21 protein-coding genes are annotated in these 25,061 nt (G+C 51.5%); 18 read left to right on the top strand and 3 right to left on the bottom strand.

The features are described from left to right. Positions 1-108 precede the first annotated feature (108 nt). From AB1656_22730 to AB1656_22645, 18 genes are all read left to right on the top strand, one after another. Complete coding sequence (locus AB1656_22730; protein MEW6238215.1) at positions 109-1,482, top strand: trypsin-like peptidase domain-containing protein; 1,374 nt, start codon at positions 109-111, stop codon at positions 1,480-1,482. Between the two features lie 27 nt (positions 1,483-1,509). Beyond that, positions 1,510-2,250 carry a nucleotide exchange factor GrpE gene (gene grpE, locus AB1656_22725; protein MEW6238214.1) on the top strand — a complete coding sequence of 247 codons (741 nt, stop codon included), beginning with the start codon at positions 1,510-1,512 and terminating at the stop codon, positions 2,248-2,250. Positions 2,251-2,267: 17 nt separating this feature from the next. Beyond that, positions 2,268-4,202, top strand: coding sequence for a molecular chaperone DnaK (gene dnaK, locus AB1656_22720; GenBank protein MEW6238213.1), 1,935 nt, complete (start codon positions 2,268-2,270; stop codon positions 4,200-4,202). A 223-nt stretch (positions 4,203-4,425) separates the two neighbouring features. Then, positions 4,426-4,731: a zinc ribbon domain-containing protein gene (locus AB1656_22715; protein MEW6238212.1), complete on the top strand. Its 306-nt coding sequence runs from the start codon at positions 4,426-4,428 to the stop codon at positions 4,729-4,731. Positions 4,732-4,871: 140 nt separating this feature from the next. Continuing rightward, positions 4,872-5,300 (top strand): hypothetical protein, encoded by a 429-nt coding sequence (locus AB1656_22710; protein MEW6238211.1) that lies wholly within the window; start codon positions 4,872-4,874, stop codon positions 5,298-5,300. Continuing rightward, positions 5,269-6,252 (top strand): BatD family protein, encoded by a 984-nt coding sequence (locus tag AB1656_22705; protein ID MEW6238210.1) that lies wholly within the window; start codon positions 5,269-5,271, stop codon positions 6,250-6,252. Before AB1656_22710 ends, AB1656_22705 begins: the two co-directional genes overlap by 32 nt. A 450-nt stretch (positions 6,253-6,702) precedes the next feature. Beyond that, entirely contained in the window at positions 6,703-7,707 is a 1,005-nt protein-coding gene (locus tag AB1656_22700) for a MoxR family ATPase (protein ID MEW6238209.1), read from the top strand. 263 nt (positions 7,708-7,970) lie between these two features. Further along, a complete protein-coding gene (locus AB1656_22695) occupies positions 7,971-8,873 on the top strand; it encodes a glycosyltransferase (protein ID MEW6238208.1) in 903 nt (300 codons plus the stop codon). Next, complete coding sequence (locus tag AB1656_22690) at positions 8,870-9,745, top strand: DUF58 domain-containing protein (GenBank protein ID MEW6238207.1); 876 nt, start codon at positions 8,870-8,872, stop codon at positions 9,743-9,745. Before AB1656_22695 ends, AB1656_22690 begins: the two co-directional genes overlap by 4 nt. A gap of 355 nt (positions 9,746-10,100) precedes the next feature. Further along, complete coding sequence (locus AB1656_22685; protein MEW6238206.1) at positions 10,101-11,375, top strand: peptidyl-prolyl cis-trans isomerase; 1,275 nt, start codon at positions 10,101-10,103, stop codon at positions 11,373-11,375. Between the two features lie 124 nt (positions 11,376-11,499). Next, a complete protein-coding gene (locus AB1656_22680) occupies positions 11,500-12,912 on the top strand; it encodes a BatD family protein (GenBank protein MEW6238205.1) in 1,413 nt (470 codons plus the stop codon). Between the two features lie 43 nt (positions 12,913-12,955). Next, positions 12,956-13,972, top strand: a complete 1,017-nt coding sequence (locus tag AB1656_22675) for a VWA domain-containing protein (GenBank protein MEW6238204.1) — start codon at positions 12,956-12,958, stop codon at positions 13,970-13,972. Next, positions 13,969-15,018, top strand: a complete 1,050-nt coding sequence (locus tag AB1656_22670) for a VWA domain-containing protein (GenBank protein MEW6238203.1) — start codon at positions 13,969-13,971, stop codon at positions 15,016-15,018. The genes AB1656_22675 and AB1656_22670 overlap by 4 nt, the downstream gene beginning before the upstream one ends. A 407-nt stretch (positions 15,019-15,425) precedes the next feature. After that, positions 15,426-16,256 (top strand): tetratricopeptide repeat protein, encoded by an 831-nt coding sequence (locus AB1656_22665; protein ID MEW6238202.1) that lies wholly within the window; start codon positions 15,426-15,428, stop codon positions 16,254-16,256. Positions 16,257-16,270: 14 nt separating this feature from the next. Next, positions 16,271-18,091, top strand: a complete 1,821-nt coding sequence (locus AB1656_22660; protein ID MEW6238201.1) for a BatD family protein — start codon at positions 16,271-16,273, stop codon at positions 18,089-18,091. A gap of 342 nt (positions 18,092-18,433) precedes the next feature. Next, complete coding sequence (locus AB1656_22655) at positions 18,434-19,222, top strand: tetratricopeptide repeat protein (GenBank protein ID MEW6238200.1); 789 nt, start codon at positions 18,434-18,436, stop codon at positions 19,220-19,222. Positions 19,223-19,502: 280 nt separating this feature from the next. Beyond that, positions 19,503-21,116, top strand: coding sequence for a chaperonin GroEL (gene groL, locus AB1656_22650; GenBank protein MEW6238199.1), 1,614 nt, complete (start codon positions 19,503-19,505; stop codon positions 21,114-21,116). Then, complete coding sequence (locus AB1656_22645) at positions 21,106-22,563, top strand: hypothetical protein (protein ID MEW6238198.1); 1,458 nt, start codon at positions 21,106-21,108, stop codon at positions 22,561-22,563. The genes groL and AB1656_22645 overlap by 11 nt, the downstream gene beginning before the upstream one ends. A gap of 110 nt (positions 22,564-22,673) precedes the next feature. Here the strand turns inward: AB1656_22645 and AB1656_22640 are convergent, their stop codons facing one another. The 3 genes from AB1656_22640 to AB1656_22630 all read right to left on the bottom strand — a co-directional run. Further along, positions 22,674-23,426 carry a hypothetical protein gene (locus AB1656_22640; GenBank protein MEW6238197.1) on the bottom strand — a complete coding sequence of 251 codons (753 nt, stop codon included), beginning with the start codon at positions 23,424-23,426 and terminating at the stop codon, positions 22,674-22,676. Positions 23,427-23,459: 33 nt separating this feature from the next. Continuing rightward, complete coding sequence (locus AB1656_22635; GenBank protein MEW6238196.1) at positions 23,460-24,077, bottom strand: hypothetical protein; 618 nt, start codon at positions 24,075-24,077, stop codon at positions 23,460-23,462. 28 nt (positions 24,078-24,105) lie between these two features. Next, positions 24,106-25,061 (bottom strand): hypothetical protein (locus AB1656_22630; GenBank protein MEW6238195.1); only part of this gene is annotated, 956 nt, incomplete at its 5' end.

Below are 25,061 nucleotides of genomic sequence, written 5' to 3'. Positions count from 1 at the left end.
TAACCTTAATAAAATAAATAAGTTAAATTAAAATAGGTCATATGGAATACAACTTGCTTCCCCTCGATAATTAACGATATAGTGGAATTGTTTTAAGGAAGAGGAATAATGAATCCATCCTTAAAAAGTATAGCTTTGTTTTCCGCCGGTCTGTTGCTTATGGCTGGCGCCGATGCGGCTTCGTCTTACGAACGGCGGACTCCTATCGTGCAAGCGGTGGAAAAAGTCTTGCCCGCCGTGGTGGATATCAGCACGACGAAGGACGTGAAAGCGCTTTTTTCCACTCCGTTCGACGAATTGTTCGAAAAAATTTATCGGTTGCAAGGATTGGGATCGGGCGTAGTCGTCGAGGGGGGATATATAGTTACCAACAACCATGTCGTGAAGTACGATTATGGCTACGCCGATAAAATCTTTATTACTTTTTACGAAGGAAACCGGCAGCTAGAGGCGGCGATTATCGGCGTCGATCCCCGGGCGGACGTGGCCATTCTGCAAATCAAAGGCGAACCTCCGGCGAAATTTTTGGCATGGGGGCGTTCGGACGATTTGATGATCGGCGAGACGGTCATCGCCCTGGGCAACGCGCTGGGGCAATCGTTTACGGTTACGGACGGCATTATCAGCGCCTTGAACCGGACTATCGAAGACAAAGAAGGAAGCAGGCTGAACACGCTGATCCAAACCAATGCGGATATCAACCAAGGAAATAGCGGCGGTCCGCTGGTCAATATCAATGGCGATTTCATCGGCCTGAATACGGCCATCATTTCCCCTTCGGGCGGTTCCGTGGGATTGGGATTCGCCATCCCTATTTCGCGGGTAAAGCAAGTATACGACTATTGGATCAACCACATCCCATCGCTGGAAGACCGGCTGGGAATCGAAATTCAGGATATGAACGCCCCGTTAAAGCACTTTTTTCAATCGAACTATCCATCCTTGAAAAATGAACCGCTAGATGGCGTCGTAACGCTGAAGACGAGTCCCGATGGATTGTGCGCCGGAAAATTGGCGCGGAGAGACATCATTTGCAGCGTCGATGGGAATAATTTCAAGGATTCGAAAGAATTCATCGCCAACCTGGAAGCGCACCAAGGAAAAAAATTGACATTGGGGATTATCCGAGACGGCAAGAAAAGTACTTGTGAATTAAGCATTCCCGATAAGAATATCGAAATCGTCAGTTGGCTGGGAATGGAACTGCAAAAGATCGACAATCCTTGGCGGCGTTGGTGCGATTACCAAGACAACCAACAAGGACTAGTCGTCCTTTCCGTGAAAGAAGGCAGTCAGGCGCAGAAAGCGGAGATTCAACGGGGCGATATTCTCATCGCCGTGAATATGACCTACGTTTCTACGTTGGAGCAACTCAACGAGGCAAGAAAATCTCTTCGGCGCGTGGATTTTGTCCTCATTGACGTGATTAGCCGGGTGGATAAAAAAATCCGGCGATACCGTTTACGAACGGATTCAATTTAAAAAAAGGATAAAAGCAGGTAGTTGAAAATGGTTGAAAGCGCATCGTTTCCGGATTTCGATTCCCCCGAATCCAAGGAACAGAAACAGAAAGAGGTCAAACTCGCTTTGGAGGAGCTTTGGGAAAAGGAATCCGAAACCGAGCCAAGCGAAGATCGCACGGAAATTGAAAAAGCTCCCGAAGGCCGGGAGGCGCCGCTTTCCGCTGAAATTCAAAACGTTATGGCGGAAAGAGACGAGTATCTCGATCATTTGAAGCGGCTGCAAGCGGAGTTCGACAATTACCGCAAGCGCGTTCTGAAAGAACGGACGGAAATGCGGGAATATCTCTTGCAGGAATTCCTGGTCCGTCTCTTGGATGTGGCGGAAAATATGGAGCGCGCACTAAATCCGCAAAACCACGCCGTCGATGCGGAATCGCATCGAGCGGGAGTGCGGATGGTCTATCAACAATTTTTGGGGGTATTGAAGGATTATGGATTGACGCGGGTGGAAACGGTGGGCGAGAAGTTCGATCCCCATTTTCACGAAGCCATCTCGCAAGTGAAAACGGCGGAGCGCGAGCCGGGAATCATTCTGGCGGAAATCTCGCCGGGTTATAGGTTGAAAGATCGCGTCTTGCGGGCGCCCAAGGTGCAAGTGGCGGCGGCTTGCGAGCCGGCGAATAAGGATAAAGAAGCGAAAGAGGACGGCGACGCCATCAGCGAGGAGAAGAACCTTCGTCCGCCGTTCGGACATTTTATAAAAAGGAATATAGATAAGAGTCTATAACCATAGGAGACCGGATCATGGGAAAAGTCATCGGCATCGATTTGGGCACCACCAATTCCGTCGTCGCGGTGATCGAAGGCGGAGAGCCTATCGTTATTACGAATTCCGAAGGCGCCCGTACTACGCCATCGGTTGTAGCGTTCACCGACAGCGGCGAGCGGCTGGTAGGGCAGGTCGCCAAGCGCCAGGCCATCACCAATCCCAAACGCACGATATTTTCCGCCAAGCGTTTTATCGGCAATAAAATCGGCGAAGTAAAGAACGAAACATCCAAAGTTCCCTATAAAGTCGTCCCCGACAACACCGGCGCCGCCATGTTCGAGATCGACGGAAAATCTTACAAACCAGAGGAAATTTCCGCGCGCGTGTTGCAGAAAATGAAGCAGACGGCGGAAGACTATCTCGGCCAGAAAGTGACGCAGGCCGTCATCACCGTGCCCGCCTATTTCAACGACAGCCAGCGGCAATCCACGAAGGACGCGGGCCGGATCGCGGGTTTGGAAGTGCTGCGCATTATCAACGAACCGACGGCCGCCGCGCTTGCTTACGGGCTGGATCGGAAGAAGGACGAGAAGATTGCCGTCTACGATTTCGGCGGCGGCACTTTCGACATCTCCATCCTCGAACTGGGCGAAGGCGTCTTCGAAGTGAAATCCACCAACGGCGATACGCATCTTGGCGGCGACGACATCGACCAGGTGCTCATCGATTATCTCGCCGTGGAATTCATGAAGGATACGGGCATCGACATCCGCCGAGACCCGATGGCGTTGCAGCGCCTGAAAGACGCGGCGGAAAAAGCGAAATGCGAACTATCCACAACGATGGAGACTTCGATCGACATTCCGTTCATCACCGCCGACGCTTCGGGACCGAAGCACTTGCAGATGAAACTCTCGCGCTCGAAATTCGAACAGCTGGCTGGATCGATCATGGAGCGCACCATCATGCCCTGCAAGAAAGCCTTGGCCGACGCCAAACTGCAACCCTCCGAGATCGACGAAGTCATTTTGGTCGGCGGTTCGACGCGCATTCCCATGGTGCAGAAGATCGTCAAAGACCTCTTCGCCAAAGAACCGCATAAGGGCGTCAATCCCGACGAGGTCGTGGCCATCGGCGCGGCTATCCAGGCGGGCGTTTTGAGCAAGGAAGTGAAAGACGTTCTGCTGCTCGACGTAACGCCGCTCTCTCTGGGCATCGAAACGCTGGGCGACGTTTTCACGCGGTTGATCGAACGCAATACCACCATCCCCACGCGCAAGAGCCAAATCTTTTCCACCGCCGCGGACAATCAACCGGCGGTTTCGATTCACGTGCTGCAAGGGGAGCGGGAAATCGCTTCCCACAACCGCACCATCGGACGCTTCGACCTGGTGGGGATTCCCCCGGCGCCGCGCGGAATGCCGCAGATCGAAGTGGCGTTCGATATCGATCCCAACGGCATCCTGCATGTTTCCGCTAAGGATTTGGGAACGGGGAAGGAGCAGAAAATCCGGATCGAATCATCCAGCGGATTGTCGGAAAACGATATCCAAAAGATGGTAAAAGACGCTGAATTGCATGCGGAAGAAGACAAGAAGAAAAAAGAAGAATCGATGCTGAAAAACGAAGCGGATTCCCTCGTTTACGCTTCGGAGAAATCCCTTAAGGAATACGGCGATAAAGTCTCTCCCGAAGACAAAGCCGCCGTCGAAACCGCCATCCAGGAAATGAAAAAAGCGCTGGAAGGCGGCGACATCGAAACGATTCGCAAAAAGAAAGAAGCGCTGGAAACGGCCGGCCAGAAGGTGGGACAAGCCATCTACGAACACCTGGCGAAACAGCAGGCCGCCAGCCAAGCCGCCGGTGCGAAAGACGCCGGGGCGAAGCCTTCCGGCGAGCCAGGGCCGGAGCCGTCGAAAAAGGCCGACGGCGAAGATGTCGTGGACGCGGAATATACCGTGGAAAAATAATAGTTCATTAGGCGTCTGGACGCTTTTTCTCCCCCAAGATGGGGGAGATACAGTGGGGGTTGATAGAGCGCGCCGACAACCCCCTCCCAACCTCCCCCAAAACTTGGGGGAGGAGTCAAGCGGTTTCCAAAGAGGTCAAACCATTCGCGAGGCGCTTGATCGTTGAGGGAATGGAGCGTAAGGTGGATAGGTTTCGTTATAAAAAAAGGGAGGTCGCCAACGAATGCCGACGTATGAATATGTTTGCGATAAGTGCGGTCATGAATTCGAACTTTTTCAATCCATGAAGGATGAGCCAATCAAGAAATGTCCCGAATGCAAAGCCAACAAAGTACGCCGCATGATTGGCAACGGCGCGGGGATTATTTTTAAAGGCTCCGGCTTCTACGAGACGGACTATAAGAGAAAATCCGCTTCGGGAACCTCTCATAAGGAAACGAAAAAAGAGTCTATCCCCGCCGCCGCGTCCGCTGCGGATTCCGGCGCTGGAAAGAAAACGGAGAAGAAAGCCAAAGAAGCGGCGGCGTGAATGAATTTTTAATTATGAATGATGAGAAAAGTAGGATAGGTCGCGTTTTTTGACCCATCATCATTTATGAGATGTAATTATCGATGGGTTAAACAACGCGACCATCCTGCGATCCTGAACGTTTTTTATGGAAGACAGCTATGTTCTCGGATGGCGCAACGGCTCAAATGGGGTGGAGGCGCGTTTTTCGGAACGCCGTTCTTTTTGCGGGGATTTCCATTCTACTGCTGCTGGGCCGTTTGACGGTTCTATCCGCCCAACATTATCGCGATGCGGAAGCGGCGAAAAAAAACGGACGTTACGAGACCGCGCTGAAATCGTATAATGAGGCGATAAAAAATTATTACCCCGGCAGTCCTTATTCCTATTGGTCCGCGCAAAAATCGCTGGGATTGATCGACGCCTATCGTGCGGAAGGGAAAACCGCCGAAGAAGAGTTGGCGTTGCGGGACGCGCAAGCCGCGTTTTATTCCATCCGCTCCTTTTATCAACCCTATCGAGAATCGCTGCGGGCGATCGAGGAAAGGATGACGCGGATTGAGGCGCAGAATAATGGAGTTCGATCCTAATATTCGATTCTTTGAAAACACCGTCCGCCGTCCGTTAAAAAAATATCGATTCGTTTTATTGTTCCTGCCTTTGGCTATTGCCGCCATTGTTTCCGCATATTCTCTCGCTCAGACGCAGCCTCTCGCCGATACTTCCGGTTCCGAGAAGGCCAACCTGGAAATCACAGTGCGGACGGAAGGGCCTTTTCCGGAAAAAGTCTATGCGCAGTCTCCCTTCGAATGGCGCATCGCCATCCGCTGGTTCGGCGAAATGCAAAAGGTTTCTCCCTCGTTGAAGAAGCCCCCCGCCTTCGATGGTTTGCAAGTGCTGGCGCCTTCCACCACGATCCGCACCGGCAGCGAGGATGGACGCCGATATTCCGATATGATCTTTTCTTATCGCCTTATGGCCAACGCCGAAGGCGAAGCCCATATCGGTTCCGCCGTCGTCGCTTATACCATTGCGGGAGAGGAAACGGAACAGACGATTCCCACAGCTTCCACGGCGATAACGGCGGCGCCCGTCCCATTCCGCTGGGAGCCGTTTCTAAAAAAAATCGTAAAAAATTCTTATTTTTGGGGGATAGCGATTGTACTGATTTTTATCCTCGCCTGCGTTACTCTAATTTATCGAAAACGTTCGCGTAAAAGTTTGGTTTCGCAAGATGCGGAAGAGAAAACCGATCCCGTGGAGGAGATGTTCGAAGCGGCGCGCCGCCGCCGGATCGAAGGCGAAATCCCCAACTGCATCCGGACGCTTGAGCAAGCAGTATGGATTCGTTTTCAGGAACGATTTCCCGCGGAGAGAAGAGAACAGTTGATAACGTATCTCGATCTCGTGGAACAGGAATTGCAACCGGTTTTGAAACGGTTTGGAGAACGTTGCGAAGAGATGAAATACGCCCCCTCGGCTCCCTCGCCCGACGCTTTGGACCGAATATGGGACGATGCGAAACGATTGGCGGGGAAATAGGAAAAGCATCCTGAGGTTTTTCCTCGGAAATGAATTCATTTAGCCATTTTTACGAGGCTTTTGAAACAAATTAATTAGTCTTATGTTACACAGCAAATACTTTCAGGCCATTGGAAATATCATTCAAAAGAGACCTTGAGGCTTTCATGATTATCACTCTTTTGAAACTCGAAAAGAGTCGAAAACTGCGAATTTTCTTCTCCCAGCCTTGAAAGGCTGGGCTATTGCCAAATGCCCCTTTAAAGGGGCAAACGATAATAGCCCGCCGTTTCAACGGCGGGATTAGGAATGGATTCCTTTTTCGCGGATTTCATTTTCCTTTCGCGTTTTCGTGATTCAATCGAGAAGGGAAATAAATTCCTCTATTTTCCCATTGCGCGTAACTGGAGTGAATTCATTTAACCATTTTTCCTATATGAAACTTTTACTTAATGAAGGAGGTTTGGATTCGTGTTAGAGGCAGCCGCCCCCAGTCAGGATATTCGAGCGATTTCCGAGCGCATAAAAGAAGAGAGCGCTTTCATTCCCTCGCTATTGAAACAAATCGAAAAAGTGATCGTCGGTCAAAATTATATGGTAGAGCGCCTAATAATCGGGATGCTCACGGGAGGCCATGTGCTCTTGGAAGGCGTGCCGGGTTTGGCGAAGACGCTGACCGTGTCCACGCTCTCTAAGACCATCCGCGCTTCCTTCCAGCGCATTCAATTTACGCCGGACCTGTTACCCGCGGATTTAATCGGCACGATGATTTACAACCAACAGACAGGCGAATTCGTCCCCAAAAAAGGCCCCATCTTCGCGCAGATTATTCTGGCGGACGAAATCAACCGCGCACCGGCGAAAGTGCAAAGCGCGCTCCTGGAAGCCATGCAGGAGCGGCAGGTTACGATCGGCAGCGAAACGTATCCCCTGCCCGCGCCGTTCCTGGTCTTGGCGACGCAGAATCCCATCGAGCAGGAAGGCACGTATCCCCTGCCCGAAGCCCAAGTGGACCGGTTCATGCTCAAGTTGAAAGTGAACTATCCCTCGAAAACGGAAGAGCGGGAGATTCTCGACCGCATGACCGGCGACAAGGTCGCCGAACCCGACGCCATCCTCGATCCTGAGCAGATTCTGCGGGCGCAGAGCATTGCGCGCCAGGTCTACGTGGACAGCAAAGTGCGCGATTACATCGTGAACATCGTCTTCGCCACTCGTGAGCCGAAGCTGTACGGCCTCGATATCGGCGAGCTGATCGAATACGGCGCCTCGCCCCGCGCCTCGATCTACCTGACTACGGCGGCGAAGGCGCACGCCTTCATCCGAGGGCGGGGCTACGTAACGCCGGAAGACGTGAAATCGATCGGTATGGACGTGCTGCGGCATCGCGTCATTCTTAGTTACGAAGCAGAGGCGGAGGAAATGACTTCCGAACAGGTAGTTCAGCGCATCTTCGATCACGTCGAAGTGCCGTAATATTTAATGATGAATGATGAATGATGAATGAGATTCGTAGGGTGGGCTCAAAGCGAAGCATAGCCCACCAACCCCTTCTGAAGGTGTTTTGGAAGAGTGATGGATCAAACGATGCAACCCATCCTATGTCGGGGTGGCAAAGGCAAGGCGTAGCTTGCCTTTGATTTTTTCGCGAGCTGGGGAGGGTGGGATCGAAGCGAAGTGTAGCCCATCCTACAAATATTAGGTTAATAAATGAGAATTGAAGCGAACATTGATTTGGAATGAACGAACAACCGCTAGTATCCATAATCGTTCGAACCTACAACCGGCCGGAGCGCTTGCAGGAATGTTTGCAATGCTTGCAAAAGCAAGACTATCGGCGGATCGAAATCGTCGTTGTCAACGACGGCGGCGCGGACGTCGAACATCTGCTGCCGGTGGAACTGGGCGGATTGGATTATCGGTACATTCGCAATCCCGAAAACATGGGGCGGACGGCGGCGTTGAATATCGGCGTCGAAGCGGCGAAGGGCGATTATATCGCTTTTCTGGACGATGACGACGGCGCGCTTCCCCATCACATCCGGACGTTGGTGGAAGCGGCGGCGCCGCAAGGGCTGCCCGTCGTTTATTCCGACGTGCTCAACGTTACCTTCGAGCGCGATCCCCGGACGCAGGCGTGGCGGCGAGTGAAAGAGCAGCTGATCTATTCCTTCGATTTCGAGCGCAACAATTTTCTCTTGGCGAATTACATTCCCATCAACTGCCTGTTGATCCGGCGGGATTGCTTCGACGCCGCCGGCCCCTTCGACGAATCGCTTTCGATTTACGAGGACTGGGAATTTCTCATCCGGCTTTCGCAGATGTTTCCCTTTAAGCATGTGCGCGCCGTTACGGGAGAATACCGCCGACGTGACGACAATTCCAATATTCTCGAACAAGAGAGTTACCCCATCAACGAACGAGTCGTGAAGCGGCGCTACCGCGACCAACGCGACGGCGTCTTCGACGAGATATTTAAAAGAACGTTTCAGCAGCAGCGGGAAATCCGCCAACGAGAGGCGCAATTCGAGCAGCTGCTGCGCCAGGCCAATCATTTGCAAATCCAGCTGGCGGAAGCCCAAAAAATCATTTTGCAGTTGCAGCGGGAAAACAGCCTGCTGCGCAGGGAGAAGCCATCATGATCCCCCGCGAGTTGATCCGCCAGATCCGGCGCATCGAGATTCGAACTAACCGCATGGTCAACGACGTGCTGGCGGGCGAATACCATTCCGTCTTCAAAGGGCGGGGCGTGGAATTCGAAGAGGTGCGGGAATACCAGCATGGCGACGATATCCGCACCATCGATTGGAACGTCACCGCCCGCATGGGCGAACCGTTCGTCAAGCGCTACCGGGAAGAGCGCGAATTGACCGTCATGCTGATGGTCGACGCTTCCTCCTCCAGTTTGTTCGGCACGGCGGAGAAGATGAAAGGCGAGCTGGCGGTGGAGCTGAGCGCCGTACTCGCCTTCTCGGCCATTAAGAACAACGACCGCGTAGGACTGATGCTCTTTACGGATCGCGTGGAGAAATTCATTCCGCCCAAAAAGGGCAAGAAGCACGTGCTGCGGTTGATTCGCGAGTTGCTCATGTTCGAACCGGCGGGAGGAAATACGGACATCAAGGCGGCGCTGGATTTTTTGGGCAACGTCCTTACGAGAAAAAGCGTAATTTTCCTTCTCTCCGACTTCATGAGCAGCGGCTTTGCCGATGCGTTGCGGGTGGCCAATAAGAAGCACGATTTGATAACGATCAGCATTACCGATCCCCGCGAAGTGGAAATGCCTCCCATTGGATTTCTCGAATTGCAGGACGCGGAAACGGGCGAGATCGTCATCATCGACACTTACGACGCCGGAGTGCGCCGCCGCTTCTCCGACGCCGCCGCGCAGGACATCGAGCGGCTGACTTACGAGTTCAAGCGGATGAAGGTGGATCACGTGCCCGTGCGCACGGATCAATCCGCCGTCGATCCCTTAGTGCGGTTTTTCCAATTGCGGGCAAGAAGGTTTTGAAAGAATTTTGAATTTTGAATTTTGAATTTTGAGTTTTGAGTGATGAGTGATGAGTGATGAGTGATGAGTGATGAGTGATGAGTGATGAGCCGCCCTACCGAGGAAAGGCTCTCGGCGATTGCAGGAAGAAAACTGTGGGATCAAGGTGGCATGAATTGAGAGAATAGTAATAATCGTATATAGCACATTTTATTCGACTTACAAAGTGTTTTCTTAGGAGTGATGAATCTCATGTAAAACCATTCCCTCGCCCATTGGGAGAGGGTTAGGGTGAGGGTTTAAAAAAAGTTGTGTAGGGTGGGCTCAAAGCGAAGCGTAGCCCACCAGAGACAGTTCGAATTTTGGAGTTTGAATAATGCGTGATATTGTCTTTTCAGCGCTTAACCTTGTTTTATTGATTTTTATTGTTTTTCTACTGCTTTTTTCTATGGGAGGAAAAGAGGCTCCTTCTCCTATTCCCGTGGAAAAGATGCGGGAGTTGGCGGCGACATATTCTAGCCAGGGACTTTACGAACAAGCCATCGACGAATACCAACAATACTTGAACGTCGCCAAGATTCCCGTCGAACAACGGGCGAATATTCTCTACACGATCGGGAACATCTATCTGGACAATCTGGAACAATACGAAAAAGCGTTGGGAACGTTTCTGCAAATCAGCCAACTCTACCCGCAGACCAAGGCGGCGCCAACGGCGGAGAAGCGAATGGTGAAATGCTACGAAGCGCTTAAGCGCGGCTTCGACGCTCAGAAAAAGTTGCAACAGGTTACTGATCTGGAACCGGAAGAGAAGCCGGGAACCGGCCCCGTCGCTGCTCAAATCGGGGAGAAGACGATCACCCTCGATCAGATCGAACGCGAAATCGCGCAGATGCCCGACTATATGCGGAAGAATTACGAGTCGCCGGAAAAGAAGAAAGAATATCTGCGCAGCAAAATCTTTCAGGATTTGCTCTACGACAAAGCTCTGCGCAAGGAATACAACAAAGATGCGGAAGTACGCAAGCAACTGCGGCAAATGGAAAAAAGCCTTTTGGCTTCGAAAATATACGAGGAGGAAGTGCGCGAAAAAGTCGCCGTTTCTCCCAGCGACATCGATCTCTATTATCAAGCCCACAAAGAAGATTACATCGATCCACTGACCGTGAAAATTGCGCATATCCAACTCGATTCACAGGAAAAAGCGGACGAAGCGAAGAAAAAATTGGACGAGGGAATGGAATTCGAAAAAGCGGTCAAGGAGTTTTCCACCGATAACAGTACGAAGGATGCGGGAGGCGTTTTGGGCGACGTTCGCAAAGGCGTGGATAGCGTTCCCCGCTTGGGCAAGGCGCCGGAAATCGCCAGCGCGTTGCTGGAGATGGAGGAAGGCGCCGTCGGCGCGCCGATGAAAGGGCCGTCCGGCTATCACATCTTCCGCATCGCGCAAAAGACGCCGGAACGGCAGCGCCCTTTGGAAGAGGTTAAATCTCAGGTGGAGGCGCGCGTACGCTCCATGAAAGAACAGGAGAGACAGCAGCAACTTTTGGACGAATTGCTGAAAGCCGAGAACGTTAAGATCAATGACCAGGTTTTTGGCGCATCCGCTCCCAGCGAGGAATCGAAGACGGAGCCGCAAGAGAAGAAATAGCGAATTCGCTTATCTACGATGAAAAGAGAGATTGGTGGGCTGCGCTTCGCTTTGAGCCTACCCTACAGGACTGCAATATCCCCATATATATAGGAAAATGATGACTGGAGCGATTTTTTATTCGATGACCATGATATGGGCGGCTACGGCGGCGCCAGCTATCGATTCCACTTCCGCCATCTCGCCGGCGCCTTTCGCCGCTGCGAGGGTTGTATCTGCATCCTCTTCGCAAATTGAAGATTCGCTGAAGCCCGACGTGGAAGCCCGCGTGGATCGCAACGATATCCTCATCGGCGACAATATCCGGCTGGCGGTGTCCATCACTCACGATCCCTCCGTCTCGATTTTGGAGCGGAACGAGGCGCTCAATCTCGGCCAGTTCGAACTTAAGGAAGTCAATCCCGCCAAGGAAGAGACTTTAGCCGACGGCAAGAAACGGCGTTCCATCGAATACGTGATTTCCACTTATTTCACCGGCGAGTTCACCATTCCCTCCTTCGCGTTCCGATTCAAAACGGAAGACGGCCGGATCGGCGAGATCGATACGCCGTCCATCAAGATCAACGTGCGCAGCCTGACGCCGGAGGAGTCGGAAGGTCTCGACATCCGGGACATCAAGACGCCGGTAGTCATCGAAACGCCGGGAAGGATGCTGCTACTCTCGCTGATCGCGTTGGGTGCGCTCGATCTCATTCTCATTCTCGTTTTCTGTTGGCGGTTTCTGCGTCAGCTTTATCCTAAGCGGGAGGTTGTGGAATATGTCCCGCCGGGGCAGGCGCATGAGCGCGCTTTAGCGGCGCTGGGGAAACTGCGCCAAAACAAGGAACTGATCGAACAAGGGAAATGCAAGGAATTTTCTACGATCCTAAGCGATATCGTTCGCCTCTACATTTACCGGCGTTGGAGCATTTTGGCGATGGACTTTACGACTAGCGAAATCCTGCGCGAACTCCGGGGCGTCGCTTTGGAGAAACCCGCTCTCGATTTGTTTCAGGACGTCATTGAAGAATGCGACTTAATCAAATTCGCCAAATACGAACCTCCTGTGGAGGAATTGGAAAAGCTGATTCGAGACGCCGAAGCCGTCGTCGAACAGACGAAGTTGCAAGAAGGAGAAGAATCCGCCGGGCCAGTGGAAGAAAAACCGAAAGACGAACGCCCGCCGTCTCTGTTTTCCTCTTTCTGGGGCGCTTTGGAAACTCCGGCGGAGGTCAAGATCGGCGCAGCGCTGGCGCAAGCCGCCGCATTGTTTCTCGTTCTGAATGGAATCGCATCCGCCATCTCCTCTCGCGACTGGACGGGAATCGTCCAGGCCGCCTTGGGGCTTTTCCTTTTTTGGTTTGGGCGGGGATTGAGCTTTGGATACCGCATCGCGGTTTCCTACATCGCCAAAGACGCCGTTTTTTCCTGCATCGGGTTGGCGTTGATATGGTGGAACGGTTTTCGTTTCGAGAGTTTTCTATTGCTAGGCGCCGTCATGCTATTTTTGGCGACGCCGATCGTATTCGCTTATTTGAATTGGGACGATCTTCATTGATCCCCATCGCCGGGATAGAGATAAAAGGGGCTGTTGGTTCAAAATGCGTTTCGCTTATTACTGGTACTTATCGTTGATTGCATTCGTTCCCTTCCTGATCTGGCGCTATATTTATTGGAAGGGATCGGCGCCGCTGCTTTATTCCGACATCAGCCGGATCAAGAAAGTCTTCGGCGTTCAAGGAACGCGGCCCCCCGCCTCCCACGCCATCCGCCATTTTCTCTTCGGCTTGCGGCTGGCGGTTTTGACCCTTTTCATTCTCTCCATCGCCCGTCCGCAGGCGGAATTGACGAGCAGCGAAATTTATACGGAAGGCGTGGACATCCTGCTGACTGTGGACGTATCCGGCAGCATGAATTTCATCGACCTGGACGTGCAAAACAAGCGTACTCGCCTGGAAGTGACCAAGGAAGCCGTCAAGACCTTCGTGGACGGACGGCGAAACGACCGCATCGGCATGACCGTCTTCGCGTCGGAAGCGTTTTTGCAATGCCCTCTGACGGTAGATTACGGGATCGTGAAGAATTTTCTCGACGACGTCCATATCGGCATGATCGATGAGCGCAGCACGGCGATCGGAAACGCCATCGCCTCCGCGCTGAATCGGCTGCGCTTTACGGAAGCGAAAAGCAAAATCATCGTTCTCATCACCGATGGGGCCAACAACGCGGGCCAGATCGATCCTTTCACCGCCTCGGAAATGGCCAAGGCGCTGGGGGCGAAAATCTATTCGATCGGCGTGGGCGGCCTGGGAACGCCGTTCATCATTCGGGAGGACATCTTCGGCAAGCACATGGTTCCTTATCCCGATGCGGAGCGCGTGGACGAAGTTTCCTTGCGCAAGATGGCGGAAACGACGCAGGGGAAATATTTCCGGGCTACGGATACGCAAGGATTTTTGGATATTTTCAAAGAGATCGATTCGCTGGAGAAAACGAAGGTTCTCTCCGAAGGCCATCGCCGTTTCCTGGAATTGTTTCCCTATTTCCTCATCCCAGCGCTGGTCCTTTTGTTGATTGAGATGATTCTATCGCAGACAAGGTTCCGAAAACTGCCATGATCTTCGGTTCGTACGAAACATTAAACTTATTGTTATTGCTGATTCCGCTCTATTTCTTTCTGCGCTGGGCGTGGAAGCGGAGGATATCGGCGCTGCGGCGCTTCGGGAATCTGGAATTGATCGAACGGCTGATGGAAGGCGTCAGCCGCAAGAATCAGAAGTCGAAGCTCGTCTTGCTTTTCTTCGTTTTCGCCTTCTCGCTTGCCGCTTTAGCGCGCCCGATGTGGGGCCAAAAGGAACAAATGCTGCTGTCGCGCGGCCATGACATTATCATCGCCTTGGACGTATCCCGCAGCATGTTGGCGGAAGACATCAAGCCCAACCGGCTGACGCGGGCCAAATTCGAAATATCCAACCTGATCGACAAGATGAAAGGAAACCGCATCGGGTTGGTTGTCTTTTCGGGCGAGCCTTTCGTCCAGTGTCCATTGACGCTGGATTACGCCGCCGCAAAAATTTTACTGGACGAAGTGGAAGTGGGTTCGATCCCGGTTCCCGGCACGGCCATTTCCAAGGCGATCGAGAAATCGCTGGATTCTTTTCCGCCTGGCGATAGGGAATCTCGGGTGGTCATCCTGATTACGGATGGAGAAGATACGGTGGAGGACCCCAAGAAGGCGGCGGAGATGGCGGCGGAGGAAGGGGTGCTCATCTACGCCATCGGCATCGGCGATCCGATGGGGCAGCCGATTCCTCTCCGGGACGAAAAAGGCGATCTGCAGGGCTACGTCGAAGATAAGAACGGCAACGTCATCACCAGCAAGTTGGACGAAGAATCGCTGCGAAACATCTGCTTGACCACGGGCGGGGCTTACTATCCCGTACGCTCTGTGGAATTCGGCTTGAATAAAATTTACGAGCACATGGAACAGCGCCGCCAGCAGAAACTGTTGGAGACGCGGTTCGTTACTCAATACGAGGAGCGTTTCGAATTTTTCCTGCTCCCGGCGCTGGTTCTCTTGATTGCGGAGATGCTGCTGTCGGACCGGAAGCGCGCCCCGAAGCGTACCGTGGGCGGATACCGGAGAAACGAGATACAATCCTAGTCGAATGATGAATGATGAATGATGAGCCGCCACACCGAGGAATTCAGCGATAGCAGAAAGAAAAAGGACAGAGTAGCCTTGGCTCGGCAGGAGCCTCGCCCTCTCTTCTTGTTCGAAGGTGAATTGCGGGAGGGCGAATCTCCGTTTTTCCCCCTGTGTCCGGCATCGCGGCATGTCATTTCGAGGGAGCGCAGCGACCGAGAAATCTTCAATCCGCGTGTGGAAGGATTTCTCGCTATCGCTCGAAATGACAGAGTCGCAGCATGACAGAGCCGTGATGAGCCTGCCAGCTTTCTGTTTTCTTAGGAATGTTGAATGGTAGGGTAGGCTCAAAGAATAGTAGGGTGGGCTAAAAGCGAAGCTCTCGTTAAGTTATCTTGAATGTGTTTGGATAAGGCAAATATCTCATGAAGATGTTGAACCATAAAAGGATTGCATTAACGCTGCTTGCCGTGGTTTCGGTATTCCAGATGGGATTGTTCAATCCCTTGCGCGACAAGGTCGCCGCCGCCAATAAAATCTACGAAAGCGGCGATTACGAAAAAGCCATCCAGCAATATACGGATATCTCCGCGACGTATGCGCCGGAATCGGAAGAACTGCGTTTCAACATCGGCAACGCCTATTTCCGCCAGGAAAACTACGAAAAGGCTGTGGAGGAATACCAGCAAGCCATTGGGTCTCCCGACGAGAAACTGGCGGCGAAAGCCCATTATTCCATCGGCAACAGCCATTTTCGCAAAAACGATTATGTCAAAGCCATTGAATCCTATATCCGTTCTCTGCAACTCAATCCCGACGATGAAGACGCCAAATACAACCTCGAAGTCGCCCGCCGCAAGTTGAAAGATCAGATGGATAAAAATAAAGACCAACAACAAAATCAACAACAACAGCAGCAAGATCAACAGCAAAACCAACAATCGCAGCAAAATCAGGATCAACAAAAGCAGGATCAACAAAAACAAAACGAGCAGCAACAGGATCAACAGGAACAAGAGAAGAAAGATCAAGAAAAGAAAGACCAACAGCAACAACAACAAGAGAAGCCTAAAGAAGATCAACAACAAGAACAACAGCCAGAACAAGCGAAACAGGAAGAAAATCTCGATCAACAAATGTCCAAAGAGCAGGCGATGCAACTATTGAATAACCTGGAAGAAGACGAGAAAGAGCAAAGGAAGAAATTCCAGCGCCATCCGTCCTCCGGCCAGGCGAAAGTCGATAAGGATTGGTGAGGGGGGAGCGGATTGTGAAGGCGTCGTCCCGCAGGAAATTTTACGGCGGCTTGCTGGGAATCGTACTCTGGCTGGCGCTGAGCGCGCCGTTGAGCCAGGCGGCGGCGACCTATACGGCGAGCTTGGAAAAGAACGTCATCCGCGCGGGCGAGACGACGCGGCTGACCGTCAGCGCCAATTCCAACGCTGGAGAGGAACTCAATCCGCCGCAATTTTCTCAAATCAATGGCTTGAGCATCAATTATCTGGGACAAACAAAAAACGAAAGCAGTTTTTCCTGGATTAACGGACAGATGACTTCCTCCCGTTCTTTGGAGTGGGAATACGAAGTGATCGCGCTGGCGGAAGGGAAATATTCCATCGCCAACGTTCAATCGGCAGGCGCAGGCGGCGGCGCGCAGCCGCTGATCCTGACGGTGCTGGCGCCCGGCGCGCCGACGCCAACGCAGCAGCCCGGCGCGGCTTCCGCTCCTCAAACGAATCCTTACGGCATCTTCATTACGGCGGAATGCTCGAAAAAGGAAGCCTATGTGGGCGAGGAAATCATTCTTTCTTACGACGCTTATTTTCCTTCCAACCGGAACATTCGCGCCGAGAAATTGGAAGACCGGCGCGGCCAGTTTCAAGGTTTTTGGACGGAAATCTTCGACTACGGCCAGGACCGCAACATCCAACGATTGCGGCTGGCCAACAATACTATCGCCGATCGCCTGCCCCTGATCGTCTATATCCTTTATCCGCTGAAGCCCGGCGAACAGAGTATCGAGCCGTTGTCGTTAATCTGCCAGGTTCCGGAGAGGAGCGACGTCTTCGGATTTCCCTTCGGCAGGACGCAGCGAGTCTCCGTCGCTTCCGGAGAAGTGAAGATCAAGGCGATTCCTCTGCCGGAAGAAGGCAAGCCGGATATCTTTCAAGGCGCCGTGGGGACGTTCAAACTGACGGGACGCGCGGAGAATACGGACATCCGCGCCGGGGACACCGTTACCTTGAAAGTCGCCTTGGAAGGAATGGGAAACATCCGCAACGCGCCGTCGCCCGTACTGCCGGACCTGACGAAATTCGACGAATTTCCTTCCACGAAAAAAGAAGATATCCGCGTAACGAAAGACGGGGCGAGCGGAAGAGTGGAATATACCTATGTTCTCATGCCCCGAGATGCGAACGCGAACCATATCGATCCCATACGCTTCGCCTATTTCGATCCCGCCAAAAAGCAATATTTCGTCCTCCAAACCCAGCCTATCGATTTGAACATCCAGGCTGTGAGCGGACAGCGGGGCGGGGGATTCTTGAACGACCGGCGGATCATCAACCGCGTCGGCGACGATTTTCGATACATCGAAACCTCGCCCTTGGCGCTTTCCATCGTTTATATGCCCATCTACCGCAGGCGGAAATTCTGGATGGCGCTTATCCTTCCCATTTTACTGCTGGCGCTGGGACATTATAGAAAGAATCGCCGGCGGTATCTCGAAGGCAATCCCGACGTCGTCAAAAGCAAAAAAGCGCCGCGCCTGGCGAGAAAACTGCTGGCGGATGCGCGGAAAGCGCTGTCGGGCGGCGATCCGGAGCGCCTTTATTCTCATCTGGGAAAAGCGATTACGGACTATATTTCCCACCGCTGGAATTTCTCCAGCGCCGGGATGACAAGCCTGGAGATCAAGCAAACGCTTTGCGGACGCGGCGTGGAGGAAGATTGCGCCGGGCGGGTGATTCTAGCGTTAGAAGAGTTGGACGCCGCGCGCTTTTCCGGCGCCGCTCGGGATTCCGGGCGGATGCAATCGGACTTTTTCAAAACCGAACGGATTTTAAGCGAGATGATGAAGCAGAGATGAGGTTCATCCGGAAAGTGAGTACTTAATATTCTCAACTCATGGTACGCAACAAATACTTTCAGGCCATTGGAAATATCTTTCAAAAGAGACGTTGAGGCTTCCATAATTATTGCTCTATCGAAACGCGAAAAGAATCGAAAGCCGCGAAATTTCTTCTCCCAGCCTTAAAAGGCTGGGCTATTGCCAAATGCCCCTTTAAAGGGGCAAACGGTAATAGCCCGCCGTTTCAACGGCGGGATTAGGCTTGAATTCGCGTAAAGCATTATACAGGGAAGAATGGCGCAACGAATGATAAAAGAAAATAAAATGCCTCGGCGGCGCCGAGCAATTCTTGGAATGCTTATGATGTTGTCCTTCGTCTCTCCCTCGCTGTGCCGGGGCGAGGGGGCGGCTCCGGCGCTTCCGGAAGGATACAATACGGGACTGGACCTCAACGGAGTGCTGTCGCAGGCCAATGAACATTATACCCAGGGGGAGTTGATTAAGGCGTTGGATGGGTATTTATATTTGTTGGGATTGGGCGTTCGCAACGGATATCTTTATTACAATTTGGGAAATACGCATTTTCGCTTGGGCCGTCTCGGCGACGCTATTCTATGGTACGAACGGGCGTTGCGGCTGCTGCCCCGCCATCGCGATTTGTTTGTGAATTACGTCTATGCGCGCAACCAGCTCGCCGATGAGGAATTTCAACAGGCGAAGTATGGCGGAACCGTGGATATGCTGCGCAGCATCCATCATTACTTGAATATGAGGGAAAGCCTTCTCTGCGCTTTGGCCGCCTTCTGGTTATGGACGCTCTCCCTCCTTCTGCTTTGGCAAGTGCGGACGGAAACGGCGCGAGGCTGGCTTCGAATCCCTTGCTGGACGTTGGGTATTGCGTTTATACTACTTTCTTTGTCTGCGAGTTGGAAAATTTACGATTACGAACGGTCTGCTGAAGCGATCGTGATGGCGCAAGCCGTCGACATTAAAACGGGTCCGAACGCAGATATGAAGACGGCGTTTACGCTGCATGAAGGAACGAAAGTCGACGTACTGCGGGAGCAAGGCGGTTGGGCGCGCATATCGCTGCCGGGAAATTCCGCTTTCAACGGCTGGCTGCTCAAAGAGGCGATAGAAACAATATAGAGAATCGCTTTTGGCGGTTCGCGGCGCCTTTGATTAATTTATATGTTTTTTGTTGGGATATTTGATACCTATCATATTTGAATTTGTCGCTTTTAAAATCCCTCTCCCAAGATGGGAGAGGTTAGGTGAGGGTTGATAATATTAAACTTATAATACCCTCACCCTAACCCTCTCCCAGAGGGCGAGGGAATCATAAGTCAAGAAAATGGCGGGCTGCGCTTCGCTTTAAGCACGCCCTACGCAGTTATTCATTATATCTTTATAAAGGAGCCAAACGGATATGGCAGCAAAAGGCATCATATATGAAGGAGAGGCTCGGCTGGCCCTTCTCAAGGGAATAGAAACATTGGCGCAGGCCGTCAAAGCGACTCTGGGTCCTAAAGGCCGCAACGTCGTCATCGAAAAAAAGTTCGGTTCGCCCACTGTGACGAAAGACGGCGTTACCGTGGCCAAGGAGATCGAATTGGAATGCCCGTTGGCGAACATGGGCGCGCGGCTGGTGCGGGAAGTCGCTTCCAAGACGAGCGACATCGCGGGTGACGGCACCACGACGGCGACGGTGCTCGCCGAGGCGATTTACCGCAACGGACTGCGCATGGTTTCCGCCGGACATCATCCCATGGCTTTGAAGCGGGGCATCGATCAATCCGTCGAAGCCGTTGTGGATAAAGTTCTTTCTTCCGCCAAGCGCGTGAAGGATAAACATGAAGTCTCCCAAGTCGCCTCCATCTCCGCCAACAACGAGGATAAAATCGGCGATCTCATCGCGGATGCGATGGAAAAAGTGGGCCAGGACGGCGTCATCACCGTCGAAGAAGGCAAAAGCATCGAGATGGAACTGGCTGTCGTGGAAGGAATGCAGTTCGACCGGGGCTATCTTTCTCCCTATTTCGTCACCGATGCGGAGCGGATGGAGTGCATACTGGAAAATCCGCTGATTCTGCTGCACGAGAAGAAACTCTCCTCGATGAACGATCTTCTTCCCCTGTTGGAGCGCGTGGCGCAGAGCGGCCGGTCCCTGCTCATCATCGCGGAGGATGTAGAAGGCGAAGCGTTGGCCACCCTCGTCGTCAACCGCATTCGGGGCATGTTGAACGTCGCCGCCATCAAGGCGCCCGGCTTCGGCGATCGGCGCAAGGCCATGTTGATCGATATCGGCGTCTTCACCGGCGGCCAAGTGGTATCGGAAGAATTGGGCATCAAGTTGGAGAGTCTTTCGCTCAAAGATCTTGGCGAAGCCAAGAAAGTCGTCATCGACAAAGATCACGCCACGATCATCGAGGGGATGGGCAAACCCAAAGAAATCAAGAACCGCATGGATCAGTTGCGGACGATGATCATCGAGACCACTTCCGACTACGACCGCGAGAAATACCAGGAACGCCTGGCGAAGATGGCGGGCGGAATCGCCGTCATCCGCGTCGGGGCGGCGACGGAAACGCAGATGAAGGAAATCAAAGCCCGCGTGGAAGACGCTTTGCACGCCACCCGCGCCGCGATCGAAGAAGGCATCGTCCCCGGCGGCGGCGTGGCGCTGTTGCGGGCTTCTTCGGCCATCGATAAACTCAAGTTGACCGGCGACGAAGCGGTGGGCGGGCAAATTCTGAAGGACGCGCTGCAGGAACCGGCGAGGAATATCGCTCAGAACGCCGGCGCCGAAGGGAAAGTGATCGTTCAGAAAATCCTGAAGGAAAAAGGCGCCGTCGGCTACAACGCCCTAACTGGCGAAATGGAAGATTTGTCCGCGGCGGGAATCATCGATCCCGCCAAGGTGGTGCGGACGGCTCTGCAGAATGCGGCCAGCATCGCGGGCCTGCTTCTCACCACCGAATCCATCGTCTATGAACTTCCGAAGGATAAAGAAGCCGAAGGCGCTGCAAGCCATGCCCATTAATATCCTTTCTTCTTGCTCCGAGACGAAATCATTCGAGCAAGCCCCTGGCAGCCCGTGGAGTTCCACGGGCTGCTTTATTTCCCGCCATCCTGTTATGACGGGCGCCGTTTTCTTCTTGTTTTTTTGGGTCTATCGCTCCCAATATTATTCCGGCGACGGTGATCAATTGAGCCGGATGATCGAGAGCCGGGAACCGGCGGTTTGGCTGGTGCAGACCGAATTGGCGTCCCAGGCCGTTTTTAAACTCGTCTACCAGCTGCTTTTTCCTTGGGGATGGGACGGATTGAGCGTGATGAATCTCGTTTCCAGCGCCGCCGGAGCGATATCGGTATACGTCTTGTTGAAATTCAGCCTCTTTTTCGTCAGCGCCGATCCGCTATGGACGCTGCTGCTATTCTTTTCCTCCGGCCTGGCTTTGTTTTGCAATGGGCATACGGAGTATTACACTCTTTTTCTCATGACGCTGTTCTATTATGGATATGCGGGCGTAGGATATCTGCGGGGGCGGTTTTCCATGCTTCACGCTTCGCTGGCTTTTTCCGCCGCCTTGTGGATGCACTTGGGCATCTTGTTCGCGCTGCCTTCCTTGCTGATTCTCCCCTGGCTCAAGGGACAACCGAGGGATTTCGGCCCCTTGATGCGGGGACAAATTCCTACGCTAATCGCTTATATCGTGAAACGCTTCGATTCTCTGTTGAAAATCACCGTGCTGGGCTTATCGCCGCAGAGTAATTTCGTTCCCCTGGTTTTGGAGCCGGACGGAGCGCAATTTTATGGAATGTTCGAATGGGGGCATCTCGCCGATATTCTCTATGCCTGGATCATGCGGTCGTGGATTTTTTGGCCGGCGATTTTCTGGTCGATCGCCGCGTTTGGTTTTTCCAGCCTGCGCCAACCCGCACGCCTTTTTCTTCTGGCGTATACGCTTTGCTTCACGGTTTTTACTTTAGTCTGGCATCCAAATTTGGGAATGGGGCAGGATTGGGATTTGTTCGCCATCGAGGCGGCGCCTTGCCTGCTCTTATTGTTAACGTACCTTCCTGTCTTTCTCGACTCCTCGTTCCGGTGGACAGCGCTAGCCGTTGCGGCGTCGGCGTCCATGCTGATTGTCTATTCTTCCTATCTTGCGGAAGCTCGTTTTTACCAGCGGGGGTACGGCGGCGTCGAATTAAAGCCATCCAAAGCCGTCGTCAATAACTTTACCCTCAACGGGCATAAGAAAGACCTTACGATACCCGCCATCCGCGAAGGCGTTTACATCGCGAAGTTCATCAACAACGACGAATCGCGGGTGCACGATTTCTGTATTGCCGTCGTTCCCGGCCAGACGACGGAGATATCGCTTGCCATCGGTCCCAATCAAGGACGAGGTTCGATCGTTCCGAAGAGCGCGGCGTCTCCCGATGGAGGGGCAGAAAGCATTTCGCCGAATGACAACACGCCCTAGAGCATCTCGACTTTGAATGGGGAAATCTCAAGGGCAAAAAAAACTTACCATTGTTGCCCGCTCAGCTCATTAAATTGATATATGAATTCAAATTATCTATATGAAATATTTCACTGCTTATTACTTTCTTTGACTAATTTTCTTGCTTCCTCAATATACGTTTTATAAGGAGTGTCTTTACCATTAATAATATTTTTATGCATTTTCGTTGAAATATATTCTTTCTCAATAGGAGATACTTGAATATTAATTAATAATGGATTACCTTGTAAATCTTCTATTGGAGAAAATGAATATACTAATTTAACCAACGCATTAACATCCCATTCCATAACTACCAATGACTCTCTTATGTTTCTATGTTCTGGATTAAGAATTGTATGGAAATATTTCGTAGGTTCTCCTAAATTTTTTAAAAGTAAATGTATTGAATGTACTATGTTACTGCGAGATGCGTTTATTTTTGAAGAATATAAGTCCTTATAATAAAAATCTATGCCATTCATAATGTAATTATCATCAATTCTGAAAACTAAATTTATACTTGGCGAATCAGTAATATTGTCATACTTCTTTATGTATATTTCAGGTGGTAATTCAGCATCAAAAGATATGCGATGATATTTACTCCTTAAATTATGAATATTTTTCGTAATACTGACAAATTTATCGTGATTCATACCAATATATAATTCCTTAATTATTTCATAATCTTCTTTGGATATCCATGAAAATGGTGGAATAATATCACCAAGATAAACAATTTTACTTATTTGATCCATATTATTTTTCGTAAAAGTGTTTATCGGTATTGTAATTATAACAAAAAGATAATATAAAATTTTCGAATATTTTTTATTCATGGTTATGTTTTCCTTTCACATATTTAAATTATATTAACAACCTTCAACTGTATGTATTAAACCACTACTTAGTGCATTCCTTACCCTCTCTTCTATTGTACCAGGTTGATTAGCAAGACTTCTTCCCACTTGATTATTATATAGATCTTTGTACATTTCATTACAAGCATTGGGTTCATCCACTTCATATGCATCGGCTATTTGCTTTGCAGTACAAGAACTAAATGCTTCAGTCATCATTAATGACCAAATTGTATGTCTTAATGCATCATTTTTATCCCAGTCTTTAGATATTTGATCTGCAAGAGCTTGGGCATTTGGATTTAAAATCCACTTTGCTTCAGCACATTGTCCAGTAGTTGTGCAGTCAGATGAATTAAATACACAATAGTACCATGCTCCATGTGAGTTATCAAAGTTAAAATCTTCAACAGCTTTTTGACAGCAATAATTAAATGGCCTTGGCGTAGATGTTGGCGTAGGTAAAGGCGTAACTGTCGGCGTCGGATTCGCTCCCGTCGCGTACGCCAACATATTGGGATTATCGTCAACCTGCATCATAAACATCCAGACAATCATTATTCCTAACATTATCACAACGGAAACAAAAGATACCATTTCCCGTTTGTCTTTAGATAATTTTGCCATCATTGATTCCTCCTTTCAATGGGGTTTTTGTTTAGTACGCTTCGGAGTTGAGGATTTTGTCTCTTAATTCCAGCGAAACTTCGCGGACGCGGACTACTGCGCCTTTGGCGTCTTTCGTGATTAGGTTCAGGACTTCGGAAATATAGTTGAGCGCGGCGTAGGGCTGCTTTTTGTAAACCGCAATCTCCGCTAAGCTGAAGTACGTCCAAGGTCTTATTTCTGAGAATGGGGATTTTTCGAGGATTCCCAACAATATTTGTTCCGCTTCATCCACTCTCTTTTCAACGCCGGAGATGTATCTCGCCCAGTTCATCGCGCAATCGGCGCCCGCTAAGGTCTGAGGATAATAATTGTCCATGACGAACTTGCAGATTTTCGCCGAGCCGTCCAGATCGACGCCCCAAGCCATACTTTGTTGATGTAAGTCGTAGAGTCCGGCGATATCGTCGGCGGAAAATTGCGCTTTGATCTCTTCGTTCGTAATCATGTCGCTGTCCAGCAGCTGTTTGGTGATGACTTGCGCTTTGGGTAGGTCATGATGCACATCCATTTCCAGGTCGCGCACGACGCGCATGGCGCGGGGGTAGATGTATTTCCAGTCGCCGGCGTTGCGCTTCATAAATTCGGTAAAATCGGCTCCCGCCACGACTGTATCCCCCATTCCCAGCCGTGCGGACGTAAGATAGAGCGGGACGTTACGGTATTCGTCCAGGCTCTTGTCCTGCCGCGCCTCGCGTCCCTGCGCCAACTCGGCGTCGGCCTCTTGCAGCGCGCTTACCGCTTCGGCGTAAAGGCCATCATTCGCCAAGCAGAGCGCCCGCGCGATCATTTGCGCTTGCGGATGCTTGGCGGACGGCGCAAGCGGACGATAGACAGAATCCATCGCCATCGCTCCGGCATTGTCGCTCTTCATCAGTTTCAGCAGCGTGATGAAGATGAAAAAGTCCTCCTGCTCGCCGCGATAGAACGCATACGGCTCTTCGGCGA

It is taken from the genome of Candidatus Omnitrophota bacterium (assembly GCA_040755155.1).
GTDB lineage: Bacteria > Hinthialibacterota > Hinthialibacteria > Hinthialibacterales > Hinthialibacteraceae > JBFMBP01.
This window is presented reverse-complemented; position numbering and strand designations above follow the sequence as displayed.